This is a genomic window from Paraburkholderia rhynchosiae (assembly GCF_002879865.1).
GTDB classification, from domain to species: Bacteria; Pseudomonadota; Gammaproteobacteria; order Burkholderiales; family Burkholderiaceae; genus Paraburkholderia; species Paraburkholderia rhynchosiae.
Map to the genome: position 1 here is coordinate 79,962 of NZ_PNXY01000026.1, position 21,665 is coordinate 101,626.

At 60.7% G+C, this 21,665-nt stretch carries 20 protein-coding genes and 3 pseudogenes; 14 read left to right on the plus strand and 9 right to left on the minus strand.

Translation table 11 applies throughout. The features are described from left to right. Positions 1-180: 180 nt before the first annotated feature. Positions 181-1,389 (plus strand): NAD(P)/FAD-dependent oxidoreductase, encoded by a 1,209-nt coding sequence (locus C0Z16_RS28280; protein WP_102635357.1) that lies wholly within the window; start codon positions 181-183, stop codon positions 1,387-1,389. Positions 1,390-1,499: 110 nt separating this feature from the next. Beyond that, the gene (locus tag C0Z16_RS28285) at positions 1,500-2,957 is read left to right on the plus strand and encodes a mechanosensitive ion channel domain-containing protein (RefSeq protein ID WP_102635358.1); all 1,458 of its coding nucleotides are present in this window, start codon (positions 1,500-1,502) and stop codon (positions 2,955-2,957) included. Between the two features lie 168 nt (positions 2,958-3,125). Here C0Z16_RS28285 and C0Z16_RS37870 read toward each other — a convergent pair whose 3' ends face one another. Continuing rightward, positions 3,126-3,362: a hypothetical protein gene (locus C0Z16_RS37870; protein ID WP_158244531.1), complete on the minus strand. Its 237-nt coding sequence runs from the start codon at positions 3,360-3,362 to the stop codon at positions 3,126-3,128. 56 nt (positions 3,363-3,418) lie between these two features. On the opposite strand from C0Z16_RS37870, the pseudogene C0Z16_RS28290 reads away from it, so the two are divergent. The 5 genes and pseudogenes from C0Z16_RS28290 to C0Z16_RS28315 all read left to right on the plus strand — a co-directional run bounded on the left by C0Z16_RS28290 (position 3,419) and on the right by C0Z16_RS28315 (position 8,212). Then, a pseudogene (locus C0Z16_RS28290) lies at positions 3,419-4,296 on the plus strand (RNA polymerase sigma-70 factor). A gap of 224 nt (positions 4,297-4,520) precedes the next feature. Next, positions 4,521-5,513, plus strand: a complete 993-nt coding sequence (locus tag C0Z16_RS28295) for a LysR family transcriptional regulator (protein WP_102635359.1) — start codon at positions 4,521-4,523, stop codon at positions 5,511-5,513. Positions 5,514-5,707: 194 nt separating this feature from the next. Continuing rightward, on the plus strand, positions 5,708-6,223 hold the full coding sequence (locus tag C0Z16_RS28300) for an Ohr family peroxiredoxin (protein ID WP_102635360.1): 516 nt from the start codon (positions 5,708-5,710) through the stop codon (positions 6,221-6,223). Between the two features lie 207 nt (positions 6,224-6,430). Then, positions 6,431-6,733 carry a DUF3331 domain-containing protein gene (locus tag C0Z16_RS28305; protein WP_244201384.1) on the plus strand — a complete coding sequence of 101 codons (303 nt, stop codon included), beginning with the start codon at positions 6,431-6,433 and terminating at the stop codon, positions 6,731-6,733. Between the two features lie 882 nt (positions 6,734-7,615). Further along, a complete protein-coding gene (locus C0Z16_RS28315) occupies positions 7,616-8,212 on the plus strand; it encodes a helix-turn-helix domain-containing protein (RefSeq protein WP_102635381.1) in 597 nt (198 codons plus the stop codon). Positions 8,213-8,284: 72 nt separating this feature from the next. On the opposite strand, the gene C0Z16_RS28320 is transcribed toward C0Z16_RS28315, so the two are convergent. From C0Z16_RS28320 to C0Z16_RS28330, 3 genes are all read right to left on the minus strand, one after another. Beyond that, the gene (locus tag C0Z16_RS28320) at positions 8,285-9,424 is read right to left on the minus strand and encodes a branched-chain amino acid ABC transporter substrate-binding protein (RefSeq protein WP_102635363.1); all 1,140 of its coding nucleotides are present in this window, start codon (positions 9,422-9,424) and stop codon (positions 8,285-8,287) included. Positions 9,425-9,518: 94 nt separating this feature from the next. Continuing rightward, complete coding sequence (gene lhpI / locus C0Z16_RS28325) at positions 9,519-10,463, minus strand: bifunctional Delta(1)-pyrroline-2-carboxylate/Delta(1)-piperideine-2-carboxylate reductase (protein WP_102635364.1); 945 nt, start codon at positions 10,461-10,463, stop codon at positions 9,519-9,521. A gap of 28 nt (positions 10,464-10,491) precedes the next feature. Next, a complete protein-coding gene (locus tag C0Z16_RS28330) occupies positions 10,492-11,775 on the minus strand; it encodes an NAD(P)/FAD-dependent oxidoreductase (protein WP_102635365.1) in 1,284 nt (427 codons plus the stop codon). A 793-nt stretch (positions 11,776-12,568) separates the two neighbouring features. Between C0Z16_RS28330 and C0Z16_RS28335 the strand changes: the two genes are divergently transcribed. The 3 genes from C0Z16_RS28335 to C0Z16_RS28345 all read left to right on the plus strand — a co-directional run bounded on the left by C0Z16_RS28335 (position 12,569) and on the right by C0Z16_RS28345 (position 14,854). Beyond that, positions 12,569-13,450 (plus strand): NmrA family NAD(P)-binding protein, encoded by an 882-nt coding sequence (locus tag C0Z16_RS28335; RefSeq protein WP_102635366.1) that lies wholly within the window; start codon positions 12,569-12,571, stop codon positions 13,448-13,450. Positions 13,451-13,494: 44 nt separating this feature from the next. Continuing rightward, the gene (locus C0Z16_RS28340; protein ID WP_102635367.1) at positions 13,495-14,226 is read left to right on the plus strand and encodes a GNAT family N-acetyltransferase; all 732 of its coding nucleotides are present in this window, start codon (positions 13,495-13,497) and stop codon (positions 14,224-14,226) included. 73 nt (positions 14,227-14,299) lie between these two features. After that, positions 14,300-14,854, plus strand: a complete 555-nt coding sequence (locus tag C0Z16_RS28345; protein WP_102635368.1) for a TetR/AcrR family transcriptional regulator — start codon at positions 14,300-14,302, stop codon at positions 14,852-14,854. A 154-nt stretch (positions 14,855-15,008) separates the two neighbouring features. Here C0Z16_RS28345 and C0Z16_RS28350 read toward each other — a convergent pair whose 3' ends face one another. Genes C0Z16_RS28350 through C0Z16_RS28360 form a run of 3 tightly spaced genes read right to left on the minus strand, consistent with a single transcriptional unit; the run spans position 15,009 to position 17,275 of the window. Next, positions 15,009-15,545 carry a hypothetical protein gene (locus C0Z16_RS28350; protein WP_102635369.1) on the minus strand — a complete coding sequence of 179 codons (537 nt, stop codon included), beginning with the start codon at positions 15,543-15,545 and terminating at the stop codon, positions 15,009-15,011. 48 nt (positions 15,546-15,593) lie between these two features. Continuing rightward, on the minus strand, positions 15,594-16,424 hold the full coding sequence (locus C0Z16_RS28355; RefSeq protein WP_102635370.1) for an MFS transporter: 831 nt from the start codon (positions 16,422-16,424) through the stop codon (positions 15,594-15,596). Beyond that, the gene (locus C0Z16_RS28360; protein ID WP_102635371.1) at positions 16,424-17,275 is read right to left on the minus strand and encodes a class I SAM-dependent methyltransferase; all 852 of its coding nucleotides are present in this window, start codon (positions 17,273-17,275) and stop codon (positions 16,424-16,426) included. Before C0Z16_RS28360 ends, C0Z16_RS28355 begins: the two co-directional genes overlap by 1 nt. Before the next feature lie 131 nt (positions 17,276-17,406). Between C0Z16_RS28360 and C0Z16_RS28365 the strand changes: the two genes are divergently transcribed. After that, positions 17,407-18,333, plus strand: a complete 927-nt coding sequence (locus C0Z16_RS28365) for a LysR family transcriptional regulator (RefSeq protein ID WP_102635372.1) — start codon at positions 17,407-17,409, stop codon at positions 18,331-18,333. A 104-nt stretch (positions 18,334-18,437) separates the two neighbouring features. Here C0Z16_RS28365 and C0Z16_RS39635 read toward each other — a convergent pair. Together C0Z16_RS39635 and C0Z16_RS28370 are read right to left on the minus strand one after the other, a co-directional pair. After that, positions 18,438-18,589 (minus strand): annotated as a pseudogene (locus C0Z16_RS39635) (IS6 family transposase); the annotation flags it as partial. Between the two features lie 54 nt (positions 18,590-18,643). Then, on the minus strand, positions 18,644-18,805 hold the full coding sequence (locus C0Z16_RS28370) for a LuxR C-terminal-related transcriptional regulator (RefSeq protein ID WP_102635373.1): 162 nt from the start codon (positions 18,803-18,805) through the stop codon (positions 18,644-18,646). A 314-nt stretch (positions 18,806-19,119) separates the two neighbouring features. Between C0Z16_RS28370 and C0Z16_RS28375 the strand changes: the two are divergent. The 3 genes and pseudogenes from C0Z16_RS28375 to C0Z16_RS28385 all read left to right on the plus strand — a co-directional run. After that, positions 19,120-19,342 (plus strand): annotated as a pseudogene (locus C0Z16_RS28375) (ATP-binding cassette domain-containing protein); the annotation flags it as partial. Positions 19,343-19,531: 189 nt separating this feature from the next. Next, positions 19,532-20,659: a porin gene (locus C0Z16_RS28380; RefSeq protein ID WP_102635374.1), complete on the plus strand. Its 1,128-nt coding sequence runs from the start codon at positions 19,532-19,534 to the stop codon at positions 20,657-20,659. 111 nt (positions 20,660-20,770) lie between these two features. After that, positions 20,771-21,136, plus strand: coding sequence for a hypothetical protein (locus C0Z16_RS28385; RefSeq protein WP_102635375.1), 366 nt, complete (start codon positions 20,771-20,773; stop codon positions 21,134-21,136). Positions 21,137-21,665: the final 529 nt, after the last annotated feature.

Here is a 21,665-nt window from a genome sequence, read left to right on the forward strand (position 1 = left end):
CTCCTTTGCGTGCCTACTGCCATTCGAGCACCAAGTCTACGATTTGTCGTGACGGCGGGCGGCAGATGAGTCGGCCGCCGCGATCGTCAGCGATCGTCGCGCAGCGCAGCAGGGCTCGGTTTGTCGTGAGTTCCGGTGCACGTCGTCAACTTGGCAATTTAAAAACTTAGGGCAAGAATCATGTCGCAGAAGATCTTGATTGTGGGTGCCGGCTTTGCCGGAGTGTGGGGCGCCCTTGGGGCGGCTCGCGTGCGCGACCGTGCGGGCGCAACGGCTGGCGACATCGACATTACACTTATCTCGCCGAAACCCGAGTTGGAGATCCGGCCACGGATGTACGAAGGCGAGCCGCATCTGATGTCCGCGCCGCTTTTGCCTCTGCTTGACGCCGTCGGTGTGAACTACGTCGAGGGCAGTGTCGACGAAATCGCTGTTCGCGAGAAGACCGTGCGTGTGGCGGCCGCCAGCGGCGCAACCCGCACGCTCGGTTACGACCGGTTGCTGCTCACAAGCGGCAGTAAGCTAAGTCGGCCGCCGATTCCGGGGCTCGCCGAGTATGCATTCTCGGTCGATTGCATGGAGGACGCATCGGCGCTTGAAGCGCATCTGAAGGAACTCGCGAAGCTTCCCGATTCAAGCGCTCGAAATACCGTTGCGGTGGTGGGATGCGGCTTCACCGGCATTGAGATCGCCACCGAATTGCCTAAGCGGATGCGCGCGCTGTTTGGCCTCGATGCGGCGATCAAAGTGGTCGTCGTAGGTTCGCAGGCCGACGTTGGTCCCGACCTCGGACCTAACCCGCGGCCTTTCGTCGCCGAGGCATTCGATTCGCTGGGCATCGAAGCGGTATTGGGCTCCAGCGTCGTATCGGTCGACGCGAGTGGCGTCCGAACCGCTTCGGGTGCACATATCGAAGCGCACACGGTGGTATGGGCGGGCGGGATGCGAGCGAGTACGCTCGCAGCGCAGCTTTCGTCGCGCCTCGACCCGCTCGGCCGTGTCGAAGTCGCGCCTGATCTGCGTGTGCAAGAGGCGCCCGGCGTGTTCGTGGCAGGCGATGTGGCGCGAGTGCGTAGCGACGATCAAGGGCACTACGCGTTGATGTCTTGTCAGCACGCAATGGTGATGGGCAAATTCGGCGGCCACAACGTGGCGGCCGATCTGATCGGCGAATCGACGCTTGCGTATAGCCAGCCGTTTTATGCCACTTGTCTCGATCTCGGCGAGTGGGGGGCGGTCTATTCAGAAGGCTGGGACCGCCAGATCAAGCTGACGCACGCAGAAGGAAAAGCACGCAAGCAGATGATCAATACGCAGTGGATCTATCCACCGGCGCCGAATCGCGCCGACGCACTCGCGGCAGGCGACCCGCTGGCCTCATTTGGCTAGTGCGTTAGTGCGTTCGGCAGCCTCGGGCATCGCGGTTAGTCGTTCACAATGGCTCCGGGCGGGGGGCGGCATGAGTACTCGTCAGGCACGTTTTTCCCGTCGGAGCGTCCGTGAGCGATTCGCTGGTGTTCAGTTATGCCGTCGTTCTGATCGACGTGGCACTGTGGCGTTTCAAAGTGCCGAAGAAAGACGTTTCGCGTCTATTGCTTCGGCTCGCGATCTTTGCCGTGTTCACGGCGAGCATTTTCACCGCGGGCCTGAGCCCCTTCAGACAGGCTACGCATCTTGAAGCGTCGCTGCTTCACGAAGCGGCGCAGGCCCTGAAGATATTCTGGTGGCTGACAGGTGCCCGCCTGTTCACGCTTGCTCTGGACGCACTTGTCCTGCCGCGGACCTGGCGCAAGCAGAGACTCTTTCAGGACGTGTTCGGTGCGGTGGTGTTTCTTGCCGCGGCGGTAGCCGCGACGGGATTCGTTCTGGAAATACCCGTTCGCGGCCTGATTGCGACGTCGGGCACATTGGCCGTTATTCTCGGTTTGGCTATTCAAAGTACTTTGCACGATGTCTTTGCAGGCATCGTGCTGAATTCCACAGAACCGTACCGGGTCGGTGACTGGATCTCGATTGATGACGCCGAAGGCAAGGTGATCGAGATGAATTGGAGAGCAACGCATCTTCTCAATTCGCACGGCAATGTGACCATCGTTCCCAATGCCGCGGCGGCAAAGGCGAATATCACCAATACCAATCGGCCGCACGCTTTGCATGGCGTGACGGTGTCTCTGGAAATCTCACCGGACGAGCGGCCGGCAACGGTGATTGCCGCGCTTGAATGCGCACTGGCTGCGGCGCGTTCCATTCTGCCGGCACCGGCTCCCTTCGTGCAGGCGAGAAAATCCACCCTACATTCCATTCAGTACGAAGCGACGGCTTTCGTGGACGACACAGCGAAAAAGACGCCATTAACGAACGAATTGTACGACCTCTGCTATCGACACCTTACCGCCGCGGGAGTCGCTCTCCGACCACCAGGTGTTCCATCTGTCACGGCCATCGTGGCAAAAGCAGAGGAGCGCCTGCTTAGACGCATCGAACTATTCGCCGCCATCGGCGACGACGAGTTGAAGATGCTTTCCAGTTGCATGGTGCGGCATGAATACGACGCGGGGCAGGTGATCTTCACGCCAGAAGTGGTGCCCGACAGTCTGGCAATCGTCGACTCAGGCGTGCTTAGTGTTTCAACGGAGCAATCTACCGGGGCCGTCGAGCTGGTGCGTCTCGGGCCCGGCGATACGATGGGGGAGACCGGACTACTCGCGGGTTTGCCAGTTCAGGTGAAGATCGTGACGCTCACCCGGAGTGTCATTTACAGATTGAGCAAGGATGCTGTGACGCCTCTATTGAGGGATAGCCAGGAAGTGACTCATCGAATGTGCCGGCTGCTTTCCCAACGTCAAGACATGTTGCACAAGATGGCGATGAAGAACGCCGCTCATGCAGACGATGGGCACGCCAGCTTCCACTGGCTTCTGGATAAGATCCATCGGTTGCATGCGTTGAAGTTCTGATTGTTAAGCGTCGTTAAAGAAAACGGCAATTTTTAGTTTGGTGTACGTAGAGAGATAAACGGAGTTTTGCAGCGCTTAACTGGGCCAATAAACGCGTCGTGGTTACTCTGAATGCTCGACCGGTAAGCAAGCCAATTCCCCGATCTCCCGGTCGAATAATTCCTGGACCTAAGCAGTGTCCGCCGCATCGATGGCTGGCCGTTTGCGGCGGGCCGGAATCAGACTGGCGTTGCCGCTGACCGGAGGCATCGACGCATAGCGCGATGCCGGTTTCAATGTTGCGCCGGTGACAGCAGCCGGCGGCGAGCGCCGTGCGCAGTAAAGATTGGCCGGGGTGTCGGATTTCATGACGGTATACTGATCGGCGCGAATAATCGCGCGGGCGTATGTGCGCGGTTTGGTCATGCGTTTCTGCCACGGAAACGCAACACATCCAATGTACTGTGCACAAGGACCGCTCCATGGACGACGCCAGCATTTTTGACAAGCTTCGCCCGCGCTTGCAGGGCATTGCATATCGGATGCTGAGTTCGGTCGCAGAAGCGGAAGACGTGGTGCAGGACGCCTGGTTGCGCTGGCGTTTGACCGCGCGCGAGACCATCGAGAACGCGGAAGCGTGGCTTGTCGCCGTGACGACGCGGATTTCCATCGACCGTCTGCGCGCGGCGAAAATCCAGCGCGAGCATTACACCGGCATCTGGCTTCCTGAGCCGCACGTTACCGACTATCCCGCAACGCCGGAGCAGGCGAAGGAGCGCGCTGACGACGTATCCGTCGCCTTTCTCATGCTGCTCGAACGGCTGAGTCCGGAAGCGCGCGCGGCCTTCCTGCTGCGCGAAGTATTCGATGCCGACTACGATGAAATAGCAAAAGCGATCGGCAAGAGCGAAGCGGCGTGCCGGCAACTGGTGAGCCGCGCGAAGGCGCAGCTGCGTGACGATCGTCCGCGCTACGTCGTGTCGCGGGAGACGCATCATCGGTTGCTGCAGACTTTTGCGCACGCTTTGCAGCGCGGCGACTTTGCGGCGATCAATTCAATGCTGGCCGAAGACGCCGTGCTCATGGGCGATGGCGGCGGCCGGGTGCAGAGCTTTCCAAAACCAATGGTGGGCGGGCGGCGCATCGCGCAGCTTTTTGTGCGGCTGCACTTCGCTACAAAAGCGGACTGCGCGTCGAACTCACTGTCCTCAACAGCCAGGCGGCACTGTTGCGCTTTATCGACGGCGCACTCGAATCGGCGCAGACGTACGAGACGGATGGCGAGCGCATTGTGCGCATCCAGGTGCAGCGAAATCCCGACAAGCTGGCGCGCATCGCGGCCAGATTGGATGGCCGATGATCCGCGACCCGTCTATGTTCGGTCAACGTTTGTACGATCAATTGAAATAGCAGCGAAATCAATGTTGCCGCATTGCTGAACAGCAAGGGCGGCCGCCATCGCGCGGCTGAACCTTTCGGACGAATGGGCAGATTGTCGGCCCCAGTGGATTCGTGAGCCGGGTTTGTCACAGACGGCCGGGCTAAAACGTCTTGTCGAGTACGAAAACTTTAAATCGTGCGCCCATGTCCGACGATCATTCCGCCCGCCCCTTCACCGACAATTCGCTCGCGAGCAGCTTTGCCACGAGCTACGCCGGTGTCATCTCGTTTCTCGCCGTGGCCAATGAAGGCAGCTTTGCCAAGGCGGGTGACCGTCTCGGCATTGGCCGCTCCGCCGTCAGCCGAAACGTGCAAAAGCTCGAAGCGCAGCTCGATGCGCGGCTTTTTCTGCGCACCACGCGCAATACGTCGCTGACCCGCGAAGGCGAATTGTTTTATCAGAACTGCCATCCGGGCGTCGAGCGCATCGTGCAGGCACTCGAGGACATGCGCGAATTGCGTAACGGACCGCCGCGCGGACAGCTGCGTATCTGCTCGACGCCCGGATTCGGGCGCAAGATCGTCGCGCCGCTGCTGCGCGGTTTTCGCTCGCGGTATCCGGACATAGCGCTCGAACTGTTGCTGAACGATCGTCCTGCCGACTTCATCGCGGATCGCGTCGATGTCGGGTTTCGCGACGGGCGCATGGAAGACAGCGAGGTCGTGGCAAAGCAACTGATACCCATGCAAATGATCGTCTGCGCGTCGCCGCTGTACGCGAAAAAACACGGTGTGCCGCGTCATGTCGACGATCTCGCCCAGCATCGGTGCATCAATTTCCGCAGTGCGTCGGGGCGCGTAAGCGATTGGGAGTTTAAGGTCGACGGACTCATACAAAAGCAGTCGCCTCGAGCGCAGCACACCTTCAACGACATGGACCTCATCGTGCAGGCGGTGCTCGACGGCGAGGGCATCGCTCAATTGCCGGCCTATCAGGTCTGTGATCTGTTGCGGCGAGAGCGCCTGATTTCCTGTCTGCCCCAATATGCGCCAGACGACCGCGGTCACTATGTCTGTTATCTCAGCCGCAAGCATCTGCCCGCCAGAATCCGCGTGTTCATCGACTACATGGCGGAACAGACGCGCGCGCTCGACCTGCAATGCCTGAGCACCATGATGGCGGTGCCGGCACTCTGATTGGTGCTTTGAAGGCAACACGGTGCGTCGCGGCGCAAGCCTTCCCGACGGGCCGCCACGCACCTACGATGCACTCATACGCTGACGGCGCATCCGCGCCGGTCCGGCGCACTACCCACAGAGTCGCGAACTCACGCGCATGGTTCGACTGGTTGCGAGCCGCGGCGTGAGCCAACGGCTGTCGGACATACATGATGAGCCCTTTGCATCCGCCGCCCCTCACGCTGCTCGATAAGTACTTCGGGCCAGATTTTCAGACACTGTATTCGACGACCGTGACCGCCACGGGCGGCGAGGCGAGTCATGGCCGGGCATCCGGCGTGGTCCGATCGGACGACGGCCAACTCCACCTCGATCTGCGCCTGCCCGCGGCGCTCGGCGGTCCGGGCGGCGGAACGAATCCCGAGCAGTTGTTTGCCGCCGCCTATGCCGCGTGCTTTCACGGCGCCTTGAACCTGCTCGCCGCCAAGGCGGAGATAGCGATCGTCGACTCGAAGGTGGAAGTGACGGTCGATTTTGGGCGGGACCCCGTCGATGGCCTGTTCAAGCTCATTGCGCAGGTCCGCATTCATTTGCCAGGCGTTGAGCCGGCCATTGCGGAAGGACTCGTGCGTGACACCGAACGTTTCTGTCCGTACGCGAAGATGGCGCGCGAGGGGATCGTGAGCGTCGTCGCACTCGCGCGGCCGGACAGCGTGCCAAAGCGGTAAGCCGGCAGCGTGAGCCCGCAGCCATGAGACCCTAAAGCCAGAGGCGATGCATTGTGCAGCCGATCGCCGCTGGAAGTCGCAGGAGAACCGGAGATGTGTGGACCCGACCCATGGTCGCAGATTATCGGACGGCTGAGCGCGCATTGGCATGAAACTGCATCGGCGGTTTGCCAAGCTTCGGGGCGCCGCAACCGACGCAGCCGCCCGGTGGCTGCACGCGCGGTGTTCAACGGCCGCGTCCCGACGATTCGCAGCATCGAATGGCAAACCGACACGACGGTGCTCGTTTCGTGGAGCGACGCCACGCGCGGCAGCTATCTCGACCAGACCTGGCGCGCCGGCTATGCGCGCGTCAGCGGTGTTTGCGCGCTCAGCGGCATGTCGGTCAAGCGGGGCGATGTGGTGTTTCGGCCGTTCCACCGCGGCACCGCACCGCCGTCGAATGCGCTCGACATGATCCTTGCTTCGGTGCTGACGCGGTATGCGGCGGGGCAGCTTGTGCTGGCCTGAGGCGTGGGGGAAAACAGTTTGCACTTCGGGTTGCACTTCCGCCTCGCTCATGCCTCTACCTTCATGTTCAGCGACGCTTCAATCGCTGTTTTCAGACGCCCCCGTTCCTCCTCACCGTTTGTTATACCAGGCTTGCGACGATACCCGATGCAGACGCGGAATCGCTCGCCGGAGCACAGATGGGTCTTGAAGTCATCAAGGTCGATTGAGTCGGCCCGTCTTGACGACTTCCAGCGTGAGAATATTGCTGGCCTCGCCATAACACCGGAAGGACGCTTCCTCGCCTATAACGTGAGATTCGCGCTGGAATTTGTGCGCCGAGTCGCTGAGTAATAAATGTCCTCGGCCCATCGCTTCTGTGCGGGGACGGTCCACTGCATCGACCGGTTGCATCTGCCGTCGACCCGCGCCTTTCGCGTGGCAGACCGATCCCGAAACAATCGGCCGACCGTCGGCGTGGGACTCTCAGCGGCCACAAACGGTCAGCTATACGCTCACTCACCGGGCCACTCCGGTGGCCGTTTTGTCGCGCATGCGGTCGCGCCGTCGTCCGTTGGGCCGGTTGTCACTTGGTATTGCCGGAATACCGCCAGAGGATAGTCTCGCTACCGCACGCGTGGAGTCCCTCGCCCCCTCACGACTGTACCGACACGTAGTGGCGTGACCACGCGCCAGCCCTTGGACCGATCACATCGAGCCCGGCTTTCAGCAGTAAGGCCGCGTCATTAGACTTCCGCGGCAAGGACCCGCCCCTGCCACGAAATGGTAGAGGAGGCCCGATTCTCGTATCAGAAAATTACTTTCGCTTTGATACAATGCCAAGAGGTAAACGCATCGGCCCGCCTGCGAGCGGCGACATAAGTGAACAGTCAAAGCGATACAGTGGTACCAAAGCGCACAAGCAGCGACGGACAACCGGGAACGCTCGGCGAAACGCTACGGCGATTGCGAACGAGTGCTCGGCTGACGTTGCAGCAGTTGAGCAAACGGTCGTCGATCGCTATCTCGACGCTTTCCAAGATCGAGAACGGGCAGCTCTCGCCCACGTACGAGAAGATCGCTGCGCTTGCTATCGGTCTGGGTGTCGATGTAAGCGAGTTGTTCAGCCAGGCGCCCAAGCCAGTTCCGTTGGGACGCCGCAGCATTACGAAGGCTGGCGACGGAATCGTGCACGAGACGGCTCAATACGTGTATGAGGTGCTGAACGGCGATCTGGCGGACAAGCGATTCGTTCCGCTCTTCACGACGGTCAAGGCGCACAGCATCGGGGAATTCCGAAGCCTGCTCCGGCACGATGGCGAAGAGTTCATTTATGTCCTCGAAGGGACGATTATCGTCAATACCGAGTTCTATGCGCCGTGTGTACTCGATAAAGGAGATGCGATGTATTTCGATAGCGCGATGGGGCACGCTTGCGTTTCCGGCGGCGACGCGGACGCGAAAGTCCTGTGGGTGTGCTCACACATCACGCTGGCTTAGCCGATGCGCAGCCGCCGGAGCGCGACGGCCCCGGCGACATCGCAATGGCACCGTGTAAATTGCCGGTTCAGCTTATCTGACGGTCTTAACTGGCACCCATTTCCCGTTCGCGACCTGGTACAGCGTAGTCGACGGGCGCGTCAACGCGCCGGATGCCGTGAACTGAATATCGCCAGTGATCCCCGCATATTCCTGCGCACGGAGCTTCGCCAGAAAATCAGCCGGCTTCGTGGAATTGGCCGCTTGCATCGCCTTGATGGCAGACCACGTTGCATCATAGGCGAACGGCGCATACGAGAGCATGGCAGAACCGAACTTCTGCTGATACTTGGCCTCGAATTCCTTGCCGCGGGGAAGCGAAGCGATCGGCGAACCGTACTCCCACGCCATCGCGCCCTCCGCATCCGCGCCGGCAACACCCAGGAAGGTCGGCTCGACCACACCGCCACCGCCCACAAACTGCGCACGGATGCCGAGCTGCTTCATCTTTTTCTTTACCATGCCCGCCTGAGGATTCAGTCCGGCAAAAAACACCAGATCAGCGTTCTGGCCTTTGATATGCGTCAGTTGCGCGCTGAAGTCGACGGCCTTGTCATTCGTATATTGCCGATCCACGATGCCGCCCTGCGCAGCGGTCACTGCTTTGACAAACTCGTCGGCCTCGCCCTGGCCGAACGCAGTGCGATCGTCGATCACGGCGATGCGCTTCGCCTTCGCGACTTCGACCGCGTAACGGCCTGCCGCGCCAGCGTTCTGCGCGTCGGTCGCGATGATGCTGAAGACGTAGGCGCTGCCTTGCTCGGTGATCGTTGGATTCGTGGCAGCAGGCGTGATCATCGGAACATGAGCGTTCGAGTAAATTTTTGAAGCGGGGATTGTCGTCCCCGAGTTGAAGTGTCCGATCACGACGGTCACACCCTTGTCCACCAGTTGCTGCGCAATCTGCACGCCGGTTCTGGGATCGGCCTGGTCGTCTCCCGATTCGACTACCAACTTGAGCGGCTTGCCCCCAATCGTAAGGTTCGACGCGTTCGCCTCCGAGACCGCCAGCTTCACGGCGTTCTCGATGTCTTTGCCGTATGCTGCATTGTTTCCGGTCAGCGGTACGGCGACGCCGATGCGCGTGACGTCATCGGCGCTCGCGACTCCGCTCAGCAGAAGGCCCGTAGCGGCCACGACTGCGCTAATCCGGATTTTCTTAAGAACACACATGTGCATCTCCCGTTTTGAGTTGGGTGGTTTCGAAACTGCAGCCTGGCCGACCCGACAGACTTCGCCCGATCGTGCAAGTAGTGAATGGGGTGACTCACGCACCTGTGGGTGCGTCGTAAGCGAGGGATGCGGCTGCCAGGTCCTCGAGCGCTGTCCCGACCGCCTTGAAGACCGTGATCTCGTCGCGCACCTTCCGTCCCGGATGTTCGCGGCGGCAAAGCTGCTCAAGGGTCGCTCGTACCATCGCTTTGTCGAAGGCGCCCGATTGCATCGGCGAAAGCAGATCGCCTGCTTTCATCAGCGCCTCGTCGGTATCGACAAATACCGACGTGCCAACAAAGCAGTCGTCGTCCGATTCGCGCATCGTCGGTGTGAAGCCACCGATCAGGTCCAGGTGAGTGCCAGGCCGCAACCACGCGCCTTTCACGAGCGGCTTCGTGGACAAGGTCGCACACGAGACGATGTCAGCGTCTGCGACCGCGCGCTCGAGATCAACAGCAACTGCTGCGGAGAAGCCGCGCGCATTCAGGCTGCTGACGAGCTCCTCGGCACTGTTCGCATTGATGTCCCAGACGGCGACCTTCCGGATCGGGCGCACCGCAGCATAAGCGTCGGGGATCAGTGAGCCGACACGGCCGGAGCCGGCCAGGAGGAGGCTCGCTGAGTCAGGCCGACTGAGCATGCGCGCAGCGAGGGCGGATGCAGCAGCGGTGCGTCTGGAGGTGATTACATCACCATCGAGCATCGACAGAGGGACGCCGGTCGTCGCGTCAAGGAGGATAAAGGTGGAATGCAGGCCCGGAAGCGACCGGCGGCGGTTCGACGGAAACACCGAGACGGTCTTGATACCGATGCGTCCGCCTTTTTCCCACGCCGGCATAAGCAGCAGTGTTCCCGGCAGGTCGTCACCAGCGCCCTCAATCGAATGACTGTGACGAAGAGGCACTGAGCAGCCGTTGACAAACATCGCGCCGATTGCGTCGATAAGGCGGTCAAACGGCAGCCGCTGTGCGGTCTCAGATGAGTCGAGAATGAGCATGGAGAAAGCTCCGGCGAAAACTTGGGCCTCAGACTACGGTGGCGTCGCTCGACGACCGTGACGCAAATCTTGAGGATGAAAACGGTGCGAGATCGATGTCGGTCCTGGCGCCTCGAATGGCCTGGGCGATGAGGCGTCCGGTCTGCGGACCGAGCGTCAGGCCAAGATGGCCGTGCCCAAACGCAAGGAAACAGTTCGGTTGGTGGGCAGAGCGCCCGATCACCGGGACGGAGTCGGGCATCGACGGCCGGAATCCGAGCCATCGGGATTCAACCGGCAGTTCAGCGAGCGCCGGCGCGATACCTTTGATGACGCTCAGGGTACGATCGATATTCTGGTACCGGGGCGGGGCATTCAGTCCTGCGAATTCCACACTGCTCGTCATCCGAAGTCCGTAATCGAGCTGGGAGAAGACCACGGATTTCTCATGCCAGAAAAGCGGGGACCGGAGCAACATACGATTTCGCGTATCGAGCATGACGTGATAACCGCGCTCGGTGTCGAGGGGAACTCTTTCGCCAATGTCGGCGGCGAGTCGTTTGGACCAGGCGCCGCAGGCGATCACGAAGATGTCACCCTCGATCACGCGCTCCGTCGCCTGCACCCTTGTGACCCGGTCGTCCGCGAAATGAAAGTGCCGAACCGTGTCCTCTATGAACTCGACGCCGTGTTCCACGCATGCACCCTGGATGCGGGCGATGTATCGTCCAGGATTCTTGACCTGCTGACAGTCGGGGAACAGTGTGGCCTTTGCGAACACGCCTTCGAAACCCGGGGCGAGCTCGTTGACGTCCGCGCGTGACAGAGACTGCATGGCGACACCCCAGTCAGCGAGCGCAGCCCGTTCCGCCGACTGGCTTCCAAAGGCCTCTTCGGACTGATAGGCCTTGATCCAGCCCGTCGGCGCCAGAAATTCCACGGCCGAGCAGGCCGTGGCGAGTTCGGCATGTGCGTCGAGCGCGGTTTGCAGGATCGAATTAAGGGCGAGCGCAGAGCGAAGCGACGGACCGCGTGCACTGGATCGCGCGAACTGAACGAGCCAGGGAGCAAGCGCAGGAAGATAACGCCAGCGGACATGCAGGGGACTGTCGCGCGACAGGAGCAGGGAGGGCAACTGGCGCAGCAGCGCGGGATTAGCGAGCGGGAGCGTTTCGCATACGGCCAAAATGCCGGCGTTGCCAAAGCTGGCGCGCCGGTCATTGATGTTCGGATCGATCACGCGCACCCGATACCCCGCGCGGCGCGCGAAGAAAGCGCAACTGAGGCCAACGATGCCGCTTCCGATTACCACTACGGTCTTCTGGTCTTGCATCACATCGGTCCGCGAAAGAGCTGGGTTGGAACGTGAGCGAGAATGTACCTCAAAACGTTTTCGTTACGTATTGGTATTTTTCCTATACGAAAAATGACGAGTGCCGGCCCATCGCCGTCGATTGAGGGACAAGCGGCGGACGGGAGCTCGTCAATTGCGCTACAAAGGGGTTGAGGGACCACAACCCCACCGTCACCAAGGTCAACACCTCGTGAGCCATGCCATGAAGCGCCAGGTCGCATCGGTGTCATGCTCAGCCATACCAAATTCACGCCTCGCTGGATGCTTGAACGCATCGTTGCTGCGTTGGAATTGATGACGTTGGCCGGCTAATAGAGCGCTAGGCCGTGCAAGCTGCACCAACTCATTTCTCCAAGGCAGCGCACGACAAGTTCAGAGATGGCACGTCACTATGCCGGTCACTGATTGTCAGAGAACACGACAGGTCGATGGTTGCCGGAGATAAGTAGGAATACTTGGTAAAACGAAACCGACCGTGCCAGATGCAATGCCTGTCGCAGACTCGAACTTGCGACAAGCGGTGGAACTGCATGGCAGGAACATTCGCCGATGTGCGGTTCGTTCGGGAAGGAAGGACGCGGTTTTCAATGCAGCGGGCGTTCGCTAAGGCAGCCGAGCGCGCTTGCCGGCTGCGTCCAGAAAGGCATTTCGCAACAGACTAGTGCGGAATTCTCATCTATCGCCGATCAGGATTATGACTATACTCCAGTTCAGATCCGGTGACCGAACGATTCGTCACCTTCTCAACCAATGAATTCAGCGGAGGTTTCAAATGGCTTTTCGTACATTCTTTATCGCGGGCGCAACTGGCGACACGGGCGGAGCAGCGACAACGGCCCTTCTGGCTGCGGGCGAACAGGTACGCACTCTGGTGCGGCGCGAGGACACCCGCTCGGAGCGGTTGCGTGCGCAGGGCGTCGACGTAGTGGTTGGCGACCTCTCAAATATCGACGATGTGGCACGCGCTCTTCAAGGCATCTCATCGGCCTATTTCGTCTATCCGATCGAGGCTGGAGGGATTGCGGCCAGCGCATCGTTTGCGCAGGCTGCCCGTGAGGCCGGAATCGAATCGATTGTGAACATGTCGCAGATTTCGGCCCGCCGGGAAGCGAAAAGCCATGCCGCGCGAGACCACTGGATCTCGGAACAGGTGTTCGACTGGGCTGGCACGCCGGTCACGCATCTGCGCCCCACGTTCTTCGCTCAATGGCTGACCTACCCGGGTCAAGTCGCGAACATCAAAAAGGACGGAGTGCTGCGTCTGCCCTTTGGCGAAGGGCGCCACGCGCCGATTGCAGCCGAGGATCAGGGGCGCGTAATCGCCGCGATCCTTCGCGATCCGGCGCCGCACGCGGGCAAAGTTTATCCGCTCTACGGGCCGGTCGAGATGAATCACTACGAGATTGCGGCCGAGATGAGCCAGGCGCTGGGTAGAACGGTGAAGTATCAACCGGTCGATCTGGACCTGTTCAAAAAGCGCCTGGACACGGATGAAAAATTCAGCGATACGCTCACGCAGCATCTGCTGTCGGTTGCCGTCGATTACCAGGAAGGCGTTTTCGCCGGCACCAATTCCTTCATTGAGGATTTGACCGGCACTCCGCCGATGACAGTCCAGGCTTTTATCAGGAAGCACGCGGCACGGTTCGCCTGAGCGCGATTCCACAGCAGAGAAGACGAACAGAACAGGAGCTTGTCATGCAGTCCTCCCACATCGATACAGCCAGTGAGATCGCGACCGAGGAATACCTGGCCAATCCCGTCTGGATCGCTCTGAATGAAACGCCTCCAGCCGTCGTCGAGCGCGGCGAAGGCGGTGCCCGGTATCGTCCGGAATTTGCGCCGTTCGGGGCCGCACAGAATTACAGCGCGCAAAGCGTCTCGCAAGTTGCAGCGATGCTCCGGCCGGGACAGCGCCTATCATTCTTCACGGCGGGCAAGCTGGACTTGCCGCCTGGCTTCGACGTCGTGCGCGAGGCTGTGGTGAATCAGATGGTTGCTGCCAACAGCTTCACCGTATCGTCCGACGAGCGGATCGTGCGACTTGGCATCGACGACGCACCTGATATGCTCCGACTCGCCGAGCTGACGGAACCGGGACCATTCAACGCCCGGACCAACGAACTAGGTCACTTCTTTGGTATCAGAGAGGGCGGCCAGCTGGTGGCGATGGCGGGCGAACGAATGACTGCCGGAAAGTACGTCGAAATCAGCGCTGTGTGCACGCACCCGGAATGGCGTGGCCGAGGGTTGGGCCGACTGTTGATGGAGCATCTGTCGGCAACGATCCAGGAACGCAACAAGGTACCGTTCCTTCATGTGTTCACCAATAATTTTTCCGCCGTTCGTCTGTATCGGGAGCTCGGCTTTCGGATTGCGAGGACTTTGCAACTGACGGCAATCGTGAGGTCGTCGCGGGACGCGCGCTAAGCGCTGCGGCGCAACGACCGGGCGAACGGCCTTGCCGATTGACTGGTAGCACCATGCACTTTGAGACTGAAAAATGGGGCACTCACAAGCAGACAAACTGGCCACGCATCAGCGGATCGTGCAGATCGCCGCATGTCGTTTCCGCGAGCGCGGCGTTGACGGGATCAGTGTCGGCGACATCATGAAAGAAGCAGGCTTAACCGTCGGCGGCTTCTACAAGCATTTCGAGTCACGCGATACGCTCGTGACCGAGGCTTTCATCACGGCGCTGCATGACATCGAGCATTTTCAGAACGCGCTCCAGACGGAGCCTCAGCGCGCGATAAGCACATATGTGTCGGGGAGCCATCGGAACAACGTCGGCAGAGGTTGCCCAATTTCAGCGTTAGTCAACGACGTGGCGCGCGCGCCCGACGCAACTCGCGAGGCGTTCACCGAAAGTGTCAGTGAGATCATCGCTTTGCTCGCACAGTCTTTGCCGGAGACAGAAGACGCTCAGGCTAAAGCGGTCATGATCTTCAGCACTTGCGTTGGTTCAATAGCACTCGCTCGCGCAGTGAATGACCCAAGCTTGTCGAACAAAATAATCGAAGGAGCGCTGGCGGCGTTGCTCAAAATATACGAATGATGCACTGCGTAAATCGTAGACCTCATCGCCGGGTTCGGCGATCGCACCGATGATAGCCTCGTCGTCCACTAGCTGCGAAGCGGTTACAAAGCTGCGGCGGCGCTCAGGAGCGCGCACAAACTTCCCTCGGTCATCGCCGCCTGCTGGAAGGAGGCTATACCTTGGTGATGTCATGACTTACGGAAAGACAAGTAGCTCCGAGCCGCCTTGGGCTGGGGCGCAGCAGCAAAAAGAAGGCGGAAACATGCGTAATCATCAGCGCTGGCACGTAGATGATCGGAATCGCGTACATGGCGCCCAGTTCTCCCGCGCGCGCAGGAAGATCGGACTGGATAGCGTGGAAGTAGTCGAGGATGAGGTCGGTCGCTCCCACAAGATTGAAGGCTACGACGAACGACCAGAAGAGTGAGCGTACCCGTGCTGCGAGTAGCGCCAGCATCGCCAGAACGCCCGTTGCCAGGTCACCGTATGCGGCGAATACAGCGAAGCCGGTGAGCAGATCCGGACTAACGACGCCCGGCAGAATAAAGACCAGCCCGAAGAAGCGGAAGCTGTGCAACGTGGCGATGGCGCGTTGCGCTTCGAATGGGTCCATCGACCTGAGCCTGGGCCAGACATATACACGGAAGAAAAGCAGCCACGCGACGTACCCCAGAACGAGCTGCAACTGGAAGAGAAGTTCCGGTGACATTTTGCCTCCTGACAGATGTTGTCTGGCGCATTAAAGCCATGATCGAGATCAGCCGGCGCGTCGCCGCATCAACTGGCGCAGCGACAGTGCGTGCAGCAGGATCGAGCCAGGCACCACGAACGCAGGGGTCAGCGCATCTGGATAGGCGCCGGCGCCGATACTCGGCATGCTCGGGACGATCAGCTGGAACGGGCCGGGTGAGGTGATCATCCCCAACGTAATCGCGACGGCGAAGTCGGCGAGGCCGAAGATGTTCCAGGCGATCGCCGCCTTCCGCGCTTGCGTTGCACCGCTCGCCACGGCGATTGCCACCGGCACGGCGAACAGGCCGGTCAACACATCGCCAATTCCCGCCGGCAACGCGAACACGCCTGGCAGCAACCCATGCATCCAGGCAGCGAGCGCCCAGCTGCCGAATACCCGGTAAAGCTGAAGAGCGACAAGCCAACTCGCCGGCATCGCGTCGAGCACCCGTCCCACCCGCATCGACAACAGCAGCAGCGGCGCGCCGATCATCACCGGCAGGAAGATCGCCAACGGCAACAACGGCAAGGGTGAGGCGCCCGTGCGAAAGGCGCCATTGATCGCCGCGCTCCAGGCGACAGCGAACCAAAGCGTGTCAGGGATCATGACCGCCAGCCAGGCCGTACGGCGTTGGCCCGGCGTCAGGTCCGTGTGTTCGAGGCTGAGCCACAAACCAACCGCGATCAGCGCATGGGCCGTCAACTGATGAGCTGTGGTCGGAACGCCGCTGGTCGGGATAATTGGCTGCCAATAGATCAACACGATCCACAGCGCCACTAACGGGATGAGCCAAAGCAGGCTGCGCCACGCGCGACCCGGCGGGGCAATATCAACGGGGACGGGGAAGGCGGTCATCAGCGGTTCTCCAGGTGATTTTCAGTCTTCGCGGATGCGGCCTCGAACACCGCTGTCAGTATGCCGAGTCGGCCTTCCATGAGATTTCGCCCCAGGTTGCCGGCAAGCTGGGCGAAGTCCAGCCCCATTACGACGCCGAGATTCGGGGAGGGCGGCGGCCCTGACGCACGCAGCTGGGCAAACCAGGCCTTTGCGGTCTCGGTGTCGTCTTGCCATGTCAGCGTGCGGAAACCTGCCTGTTCGATCGCCTCGCGCGTTGCATCGGCCGTCAGGAGGAAGCTTGTTGCCGGCGTTCGCGCCCAGGGAAGGGGGTAGTGCGGTTCGCCGCCGTTTGCGACGACGTCGAACGTCGCGAACCTGCCGCCTGACTTCAGCACGCGTTGGATCTCCCGGTAAAGCCGTGCGCGGTCGGCGATGTTCATTGCTACGTGCTGCAGGAATACGGCGTCGAAATCGCCGTCGTCGAAGGGAAGTTCCAGCGCGCTGGCGGTATGGAACGACACCTGTTCGCTCTGCCCTGTGCGCCGCGTGAGATAGCGTGCGGCATCCACGAACGGCTCGCTGAGGTCGATACCCGTCACCCGGCAGCCATAGGTTGCGGCCAGGAAACGGGCCGGGCCGCCAACGCCCGAACCGACGTCCAGCACCGACATGTCGGCGGTGATCCGGGCCATGCCGGCAAGCTCGGCGGTGGCAGCAAGCCCACGGGTGTGGAACTGATCAAGAGCGCCCAATTGCTCGGGTGTGAGCGGCTGATCCTCCGGTCCAAGGACCGCGAGCGCGATCTTCAGCCGCTCGGTCAGGCCGGTCGCGCGATAGTGATCGCGCACGCCATCAAATGCATCGTTCATTGCAAGGTTCCTCCACGGTCCTAGCGGATTGTCCAGGGTTTGCGAGGCGACGTCGGCGCGACTCCTGGTCCACAGGTATAGGTGTACCATCGTGTCTCGCGAGCGACTATTCATCACAATGTTGACGGGCTATGAAGCAGATCTTCACAGTCAGGCAGGGCGCGCTCGATGGCGTGGAGGCATTCCTGAGCGTTGCCCGGCATCGCAGTTTTCGTCGGGCAGCCGCGGAACTCGGCGTGACGCCGTCGGCCATCAGCCAGGCGGTGCGTGTACTGGAAGAGCGCATTGGCGCAGCACTCTTCATGCGCACCACGCGTAGCGTCGGCCTGACCGAAGCTGGCGAACAATTTCTTTTGCGCGCAAAGCCCGCCTTCGAGGAGCTTGTCGCCGCCAGCGAGGTTGCGCGTGGCCTCGGCCAACGGCCCACCGGGTTGTTGCGTCTTTCGGTGCCGCGCGCGGTGGTGCCAATCCTGCTGGAACCCCTGATCGCATCGTTCTGCGAGGCTTATCCCGAGGTCGAAGTGGAGATCGCCGCAAGCAACGAGCTGGTCGATCTTGCAACTGAAGGGTTCGACGCAGGTATCCGACTCGGTCAGTTCGTCGACGCCGATATGGTCGCGGTGCCGTTGACGCCCCCGTTTCGTTTGATCGTCGTCGGCAGCCCGGCCTACTTCGCAGGGCGCGGCCGCCCGGAGCACACTGACGATCTGCGCCAACACGCGTGCTTGCGATGGCGCAGATCCAGCGGCGCGCTCGCGCTATGGTCATTCAACGATGACGGCAACGCGATCGAGGTCGCCGTAAGCGGCCCTTTCATCGCCCATGACTTTCCCACCATGCTGGGTGCGGCAGTCGAAGGTATAGGCCTTGCCCAGCTACCCGAGCCGATGGTCGCTGAAGGACTGCGAACTGGAAAGCTGGTAGACGTGCTGCAGCCGTTCGCGCCGGTGATACCGGGCGTGTTTCTCTACTATCCAGGCCGCCGACAGGTCATGCCGAAGCTGCGTGCCTTTATCGATCATGTGAAGAGCCACCCGGCAGGCCAGAGCAACGCATAACTGTCGACGGCCAGGTTTTCATGCCGGTTTCGTCGCCCCCGCCGCTCCCGTCGACAGGCGCTGGTGACAACGAGACGCCTTCTTCAGCACCGACAATATCCTGAAGCCCCGCGACGCATCGTTGAATGGTCGACCTCGTTTTCGCTTTCGACCATCTCCTTCAGATGACGCAGACACGATGAATGCGCGACGTACCAGCGCACGCACGTCAGAATCACCTCATTGGATAATGCCGGCGTTTCCGCCCTGGCGACAGCGACCCGGCGCCGTGTCGGCCGGTGCGTCTTCTGTCTGATCCCACCACGCGTGGTCAGGCAGCTCTCACGCCGTGCCGGACCGAATAGCGGATCAACTCATAATGATTGGCTATACTGATCTTTGGCATCAGCCGCAACTTGTGCGTGCTGATACTCTTCGCACTGACCACGAACGTTTCGGCAATCTCGCTGACGCGCTTGCCGCGCGCGAGCATTTGTCAACGCTTTCACCGGCGATGAGTTCTGATCGGGGTTTTTCATGCCTCGACTCAGTCTCTCCTGAATCAGGCAGCGAAAGATCGAAGCAGACGGTAACGTGGCCATGCTTTCACATCCGTAAACGGCCGTCTCATGGAAATCCCCTAAATGAAAGACGTTGCGGTGAAAGCGTTGGGAAGGATTCATCCGCCCATAATCGCGCCATTGATGCAGCCAGGCAGCACTTCGCGGCCGACAATAACGGAGAATGAATCACGGTGTTTCCCAGAACGCGCCGGTCATCGAGTTTCGCTCGGTGTGATATCGCTTTATTAGCCCCGATGGCAAGGCGACAGTTGCGTTGCGCAACTTCAGCATGTCGGTAGCAAAAGGCGAGTTCGTTGCAGTGGTGGGGCCGACCGGTTGTGGTAAATCGACCACGCTCAGCATGATCACCGGGCTGCTGAGGCCGACCACAGGCGACGTGCGTGGCTGTATCGTGGCGCCGCTCACGGTCGGCTGCGCACGACGAGGCGAACGAATGGCTGCGCCGCGGAGTCGGCGCGTCATTATGCATATCAGTGTATTCACTTAGTTGTACAAATGACACGTGAAAGGAGCGCGAAGGATTGGGGTAACTAGTATGGCGTCCATCGCAAACCAGCTTCACATAGCCGGACGGACGGCTGCAGCAGCCGCGAGCACAACAACCGGATTCAACGCAGCAATCAGAGGAGACGATCTTGAAGAAAAAGTATCTTACGCTGGCTATTGCGGCCAGTGCGCTTGGAGCGACGGCCGCGCACGCGCAGTCGAGTGTCCAGCTTTACGGACTGATGGACCTGAGCTTTCCGACCTACCGGACGCATGCGGATGCGAACGGCAATCACGTCATCGGCATGGGCAACGACGGTGAACCGTGGTTCAGCGGCAGTCGTTGGGGCCTGAAGGGGGCGGAAGACATCGGTGGCGGCACGAAAATCATCTTCCGGCTGGAAAGTGAATTCGTCGTCGCGAACGGTCAGATGGAAGACCCTGGTCAGATATTCGACCGCGACGCATGGGTCGGCATCGAAAACGACACGTTCGGCAAGATCACGGCGGGCTTCCAGAACACCATCGCACGCGATGCAGCGGCGATCTACGGCGACCCGTATGGCAGCGCGCGGCTGACCACGGAAGAGGGCGGGTGGACGAACTCGAACAACTTCAAGCAGATGATTTTCTACGCGGGCAGCGCGACGGGCACGCGCTACAACAACGGTGTCGCGTGGAAGAAGCTCTTCAGCAACGGTATCTTCGCGAGCGCCGGTTACGCGTTTGGCAACTCGACGAGCTTTGGCTCCAATTCCAATTATCAGGCAGCGCTGGGTTATAACGGCGGGCCGTTCAATGTATCGGGCTTCTACAACCACGTGAACCGCGCCGGCATCACGAATCAGTCGTTCTCGGTGGGCGGCAACTATACGTTCGGTATTCTGCGCGCCAATGCGGGCTACTTCCGGTACCTCGGCAATCAGGGCTCGCTCGGTCAGCGTCAGGACAACGCGTGGACCGTGTCGCTCAAGCTGTCGCCGAAGGGTCCGCTCGACTACGAACTCGGCTATCAGCAGATGCGGGTGAAGAACGCCGCGTACAACTCTGATGGCGATATTCCGAACGCGAACATTGGCGCTTTCGATCCGGCATCCGGCCTTCACAACGGCTTCAAGGAAACGCTGTACGGTTCGGTCTTCTATCACCTTTCAAAGCGCACGGAACTGTATCTGGCCGGCGACTACATGAGGCTTCATGGCGGCTATACGGTCGGCAGTACGTTTGGCGCGACCAATCAGCTTGAACTGACGACAGGCGTGCGCACCCGCTTCTGATTCTGGAAGCCAGTTCCGCAGGTTGATTCGTTTCGGACGTCGGAGCGTCAGGCGCCTGATGGGGTGTTCAGCGATTATAAAAGCGCCCAGCTCACCCTGGAGAATGTCCAGATGCAGCAGAAGGCACGCTTCGATCTGGCGCAGGAGCGTTTTCATCTGCTGTGCTGGGTGTTTGGGGCGATCGGATTTGCCGCGCTCGCGCTTCGGCTGTTCGCGCGCTTTATGGTGACAGCGTCCAACGTGCGGCCGATCGCGGCGCGGCGATCCAGCATTCCGAGCGTATCGCCGCTGGCGGTCTCACCGGGCAGATCTCCAGCGTCGGCGTCAACGAAATCGGGCGTCGGATGGCTGCAAAAAATCAGGCGCACGCATCTTGACGATGCGGTTGCCGTGTTCCTGCTGCATGAACCCCGCCAGCGGCACGACGAGGAACTCCGCAGGCAGGTTCGGTTGGCGTCAGAAGTCTCGACCACGTGAGCAAAGCTCGCCGAACACTTTGGATTCGATAGCAACAGGGCCGTCGCAGTGCAACCCGAGGCCTGGTTGCCGGTCCAATGAGTGGAGCGGGTGGTGTGCGAGGAGGTGCCAGATGGACGCTCGAGCGAGGTTGTGGCGGCTTGGGGTCGGTTTGCTGACCTGCATGTTCGTGGCCGGCTTTGCGGGGTGCGACGCGTTCACCGGACCGCCCGCACCGGAATGGCCGGGCCCCCACGCACCCTATCCGTTCCCCAACGACGTTCCGCATCGAACCAGATGATGCCGCATGGGCGGGTATGTTCGCGTGCCCTTAGTGTCAGTCGCGAAAACTACCGGATGTCGACCAGAATGGGCGTTGCGGATTTGCAGGAGAACTGATCCTGTCCCGCCGCGAGTGCTCTTCTATTGAGACTTCCATAATTCATGACGTCACCACAGCGTAGCCTGCATCCAGCAAGCGGCAATGATCGAAGGCCGCTTTTGAGCGCTCTTGAGCTTGTTGCGGGCGCTCGCGTGCAGTTCGCCGAGA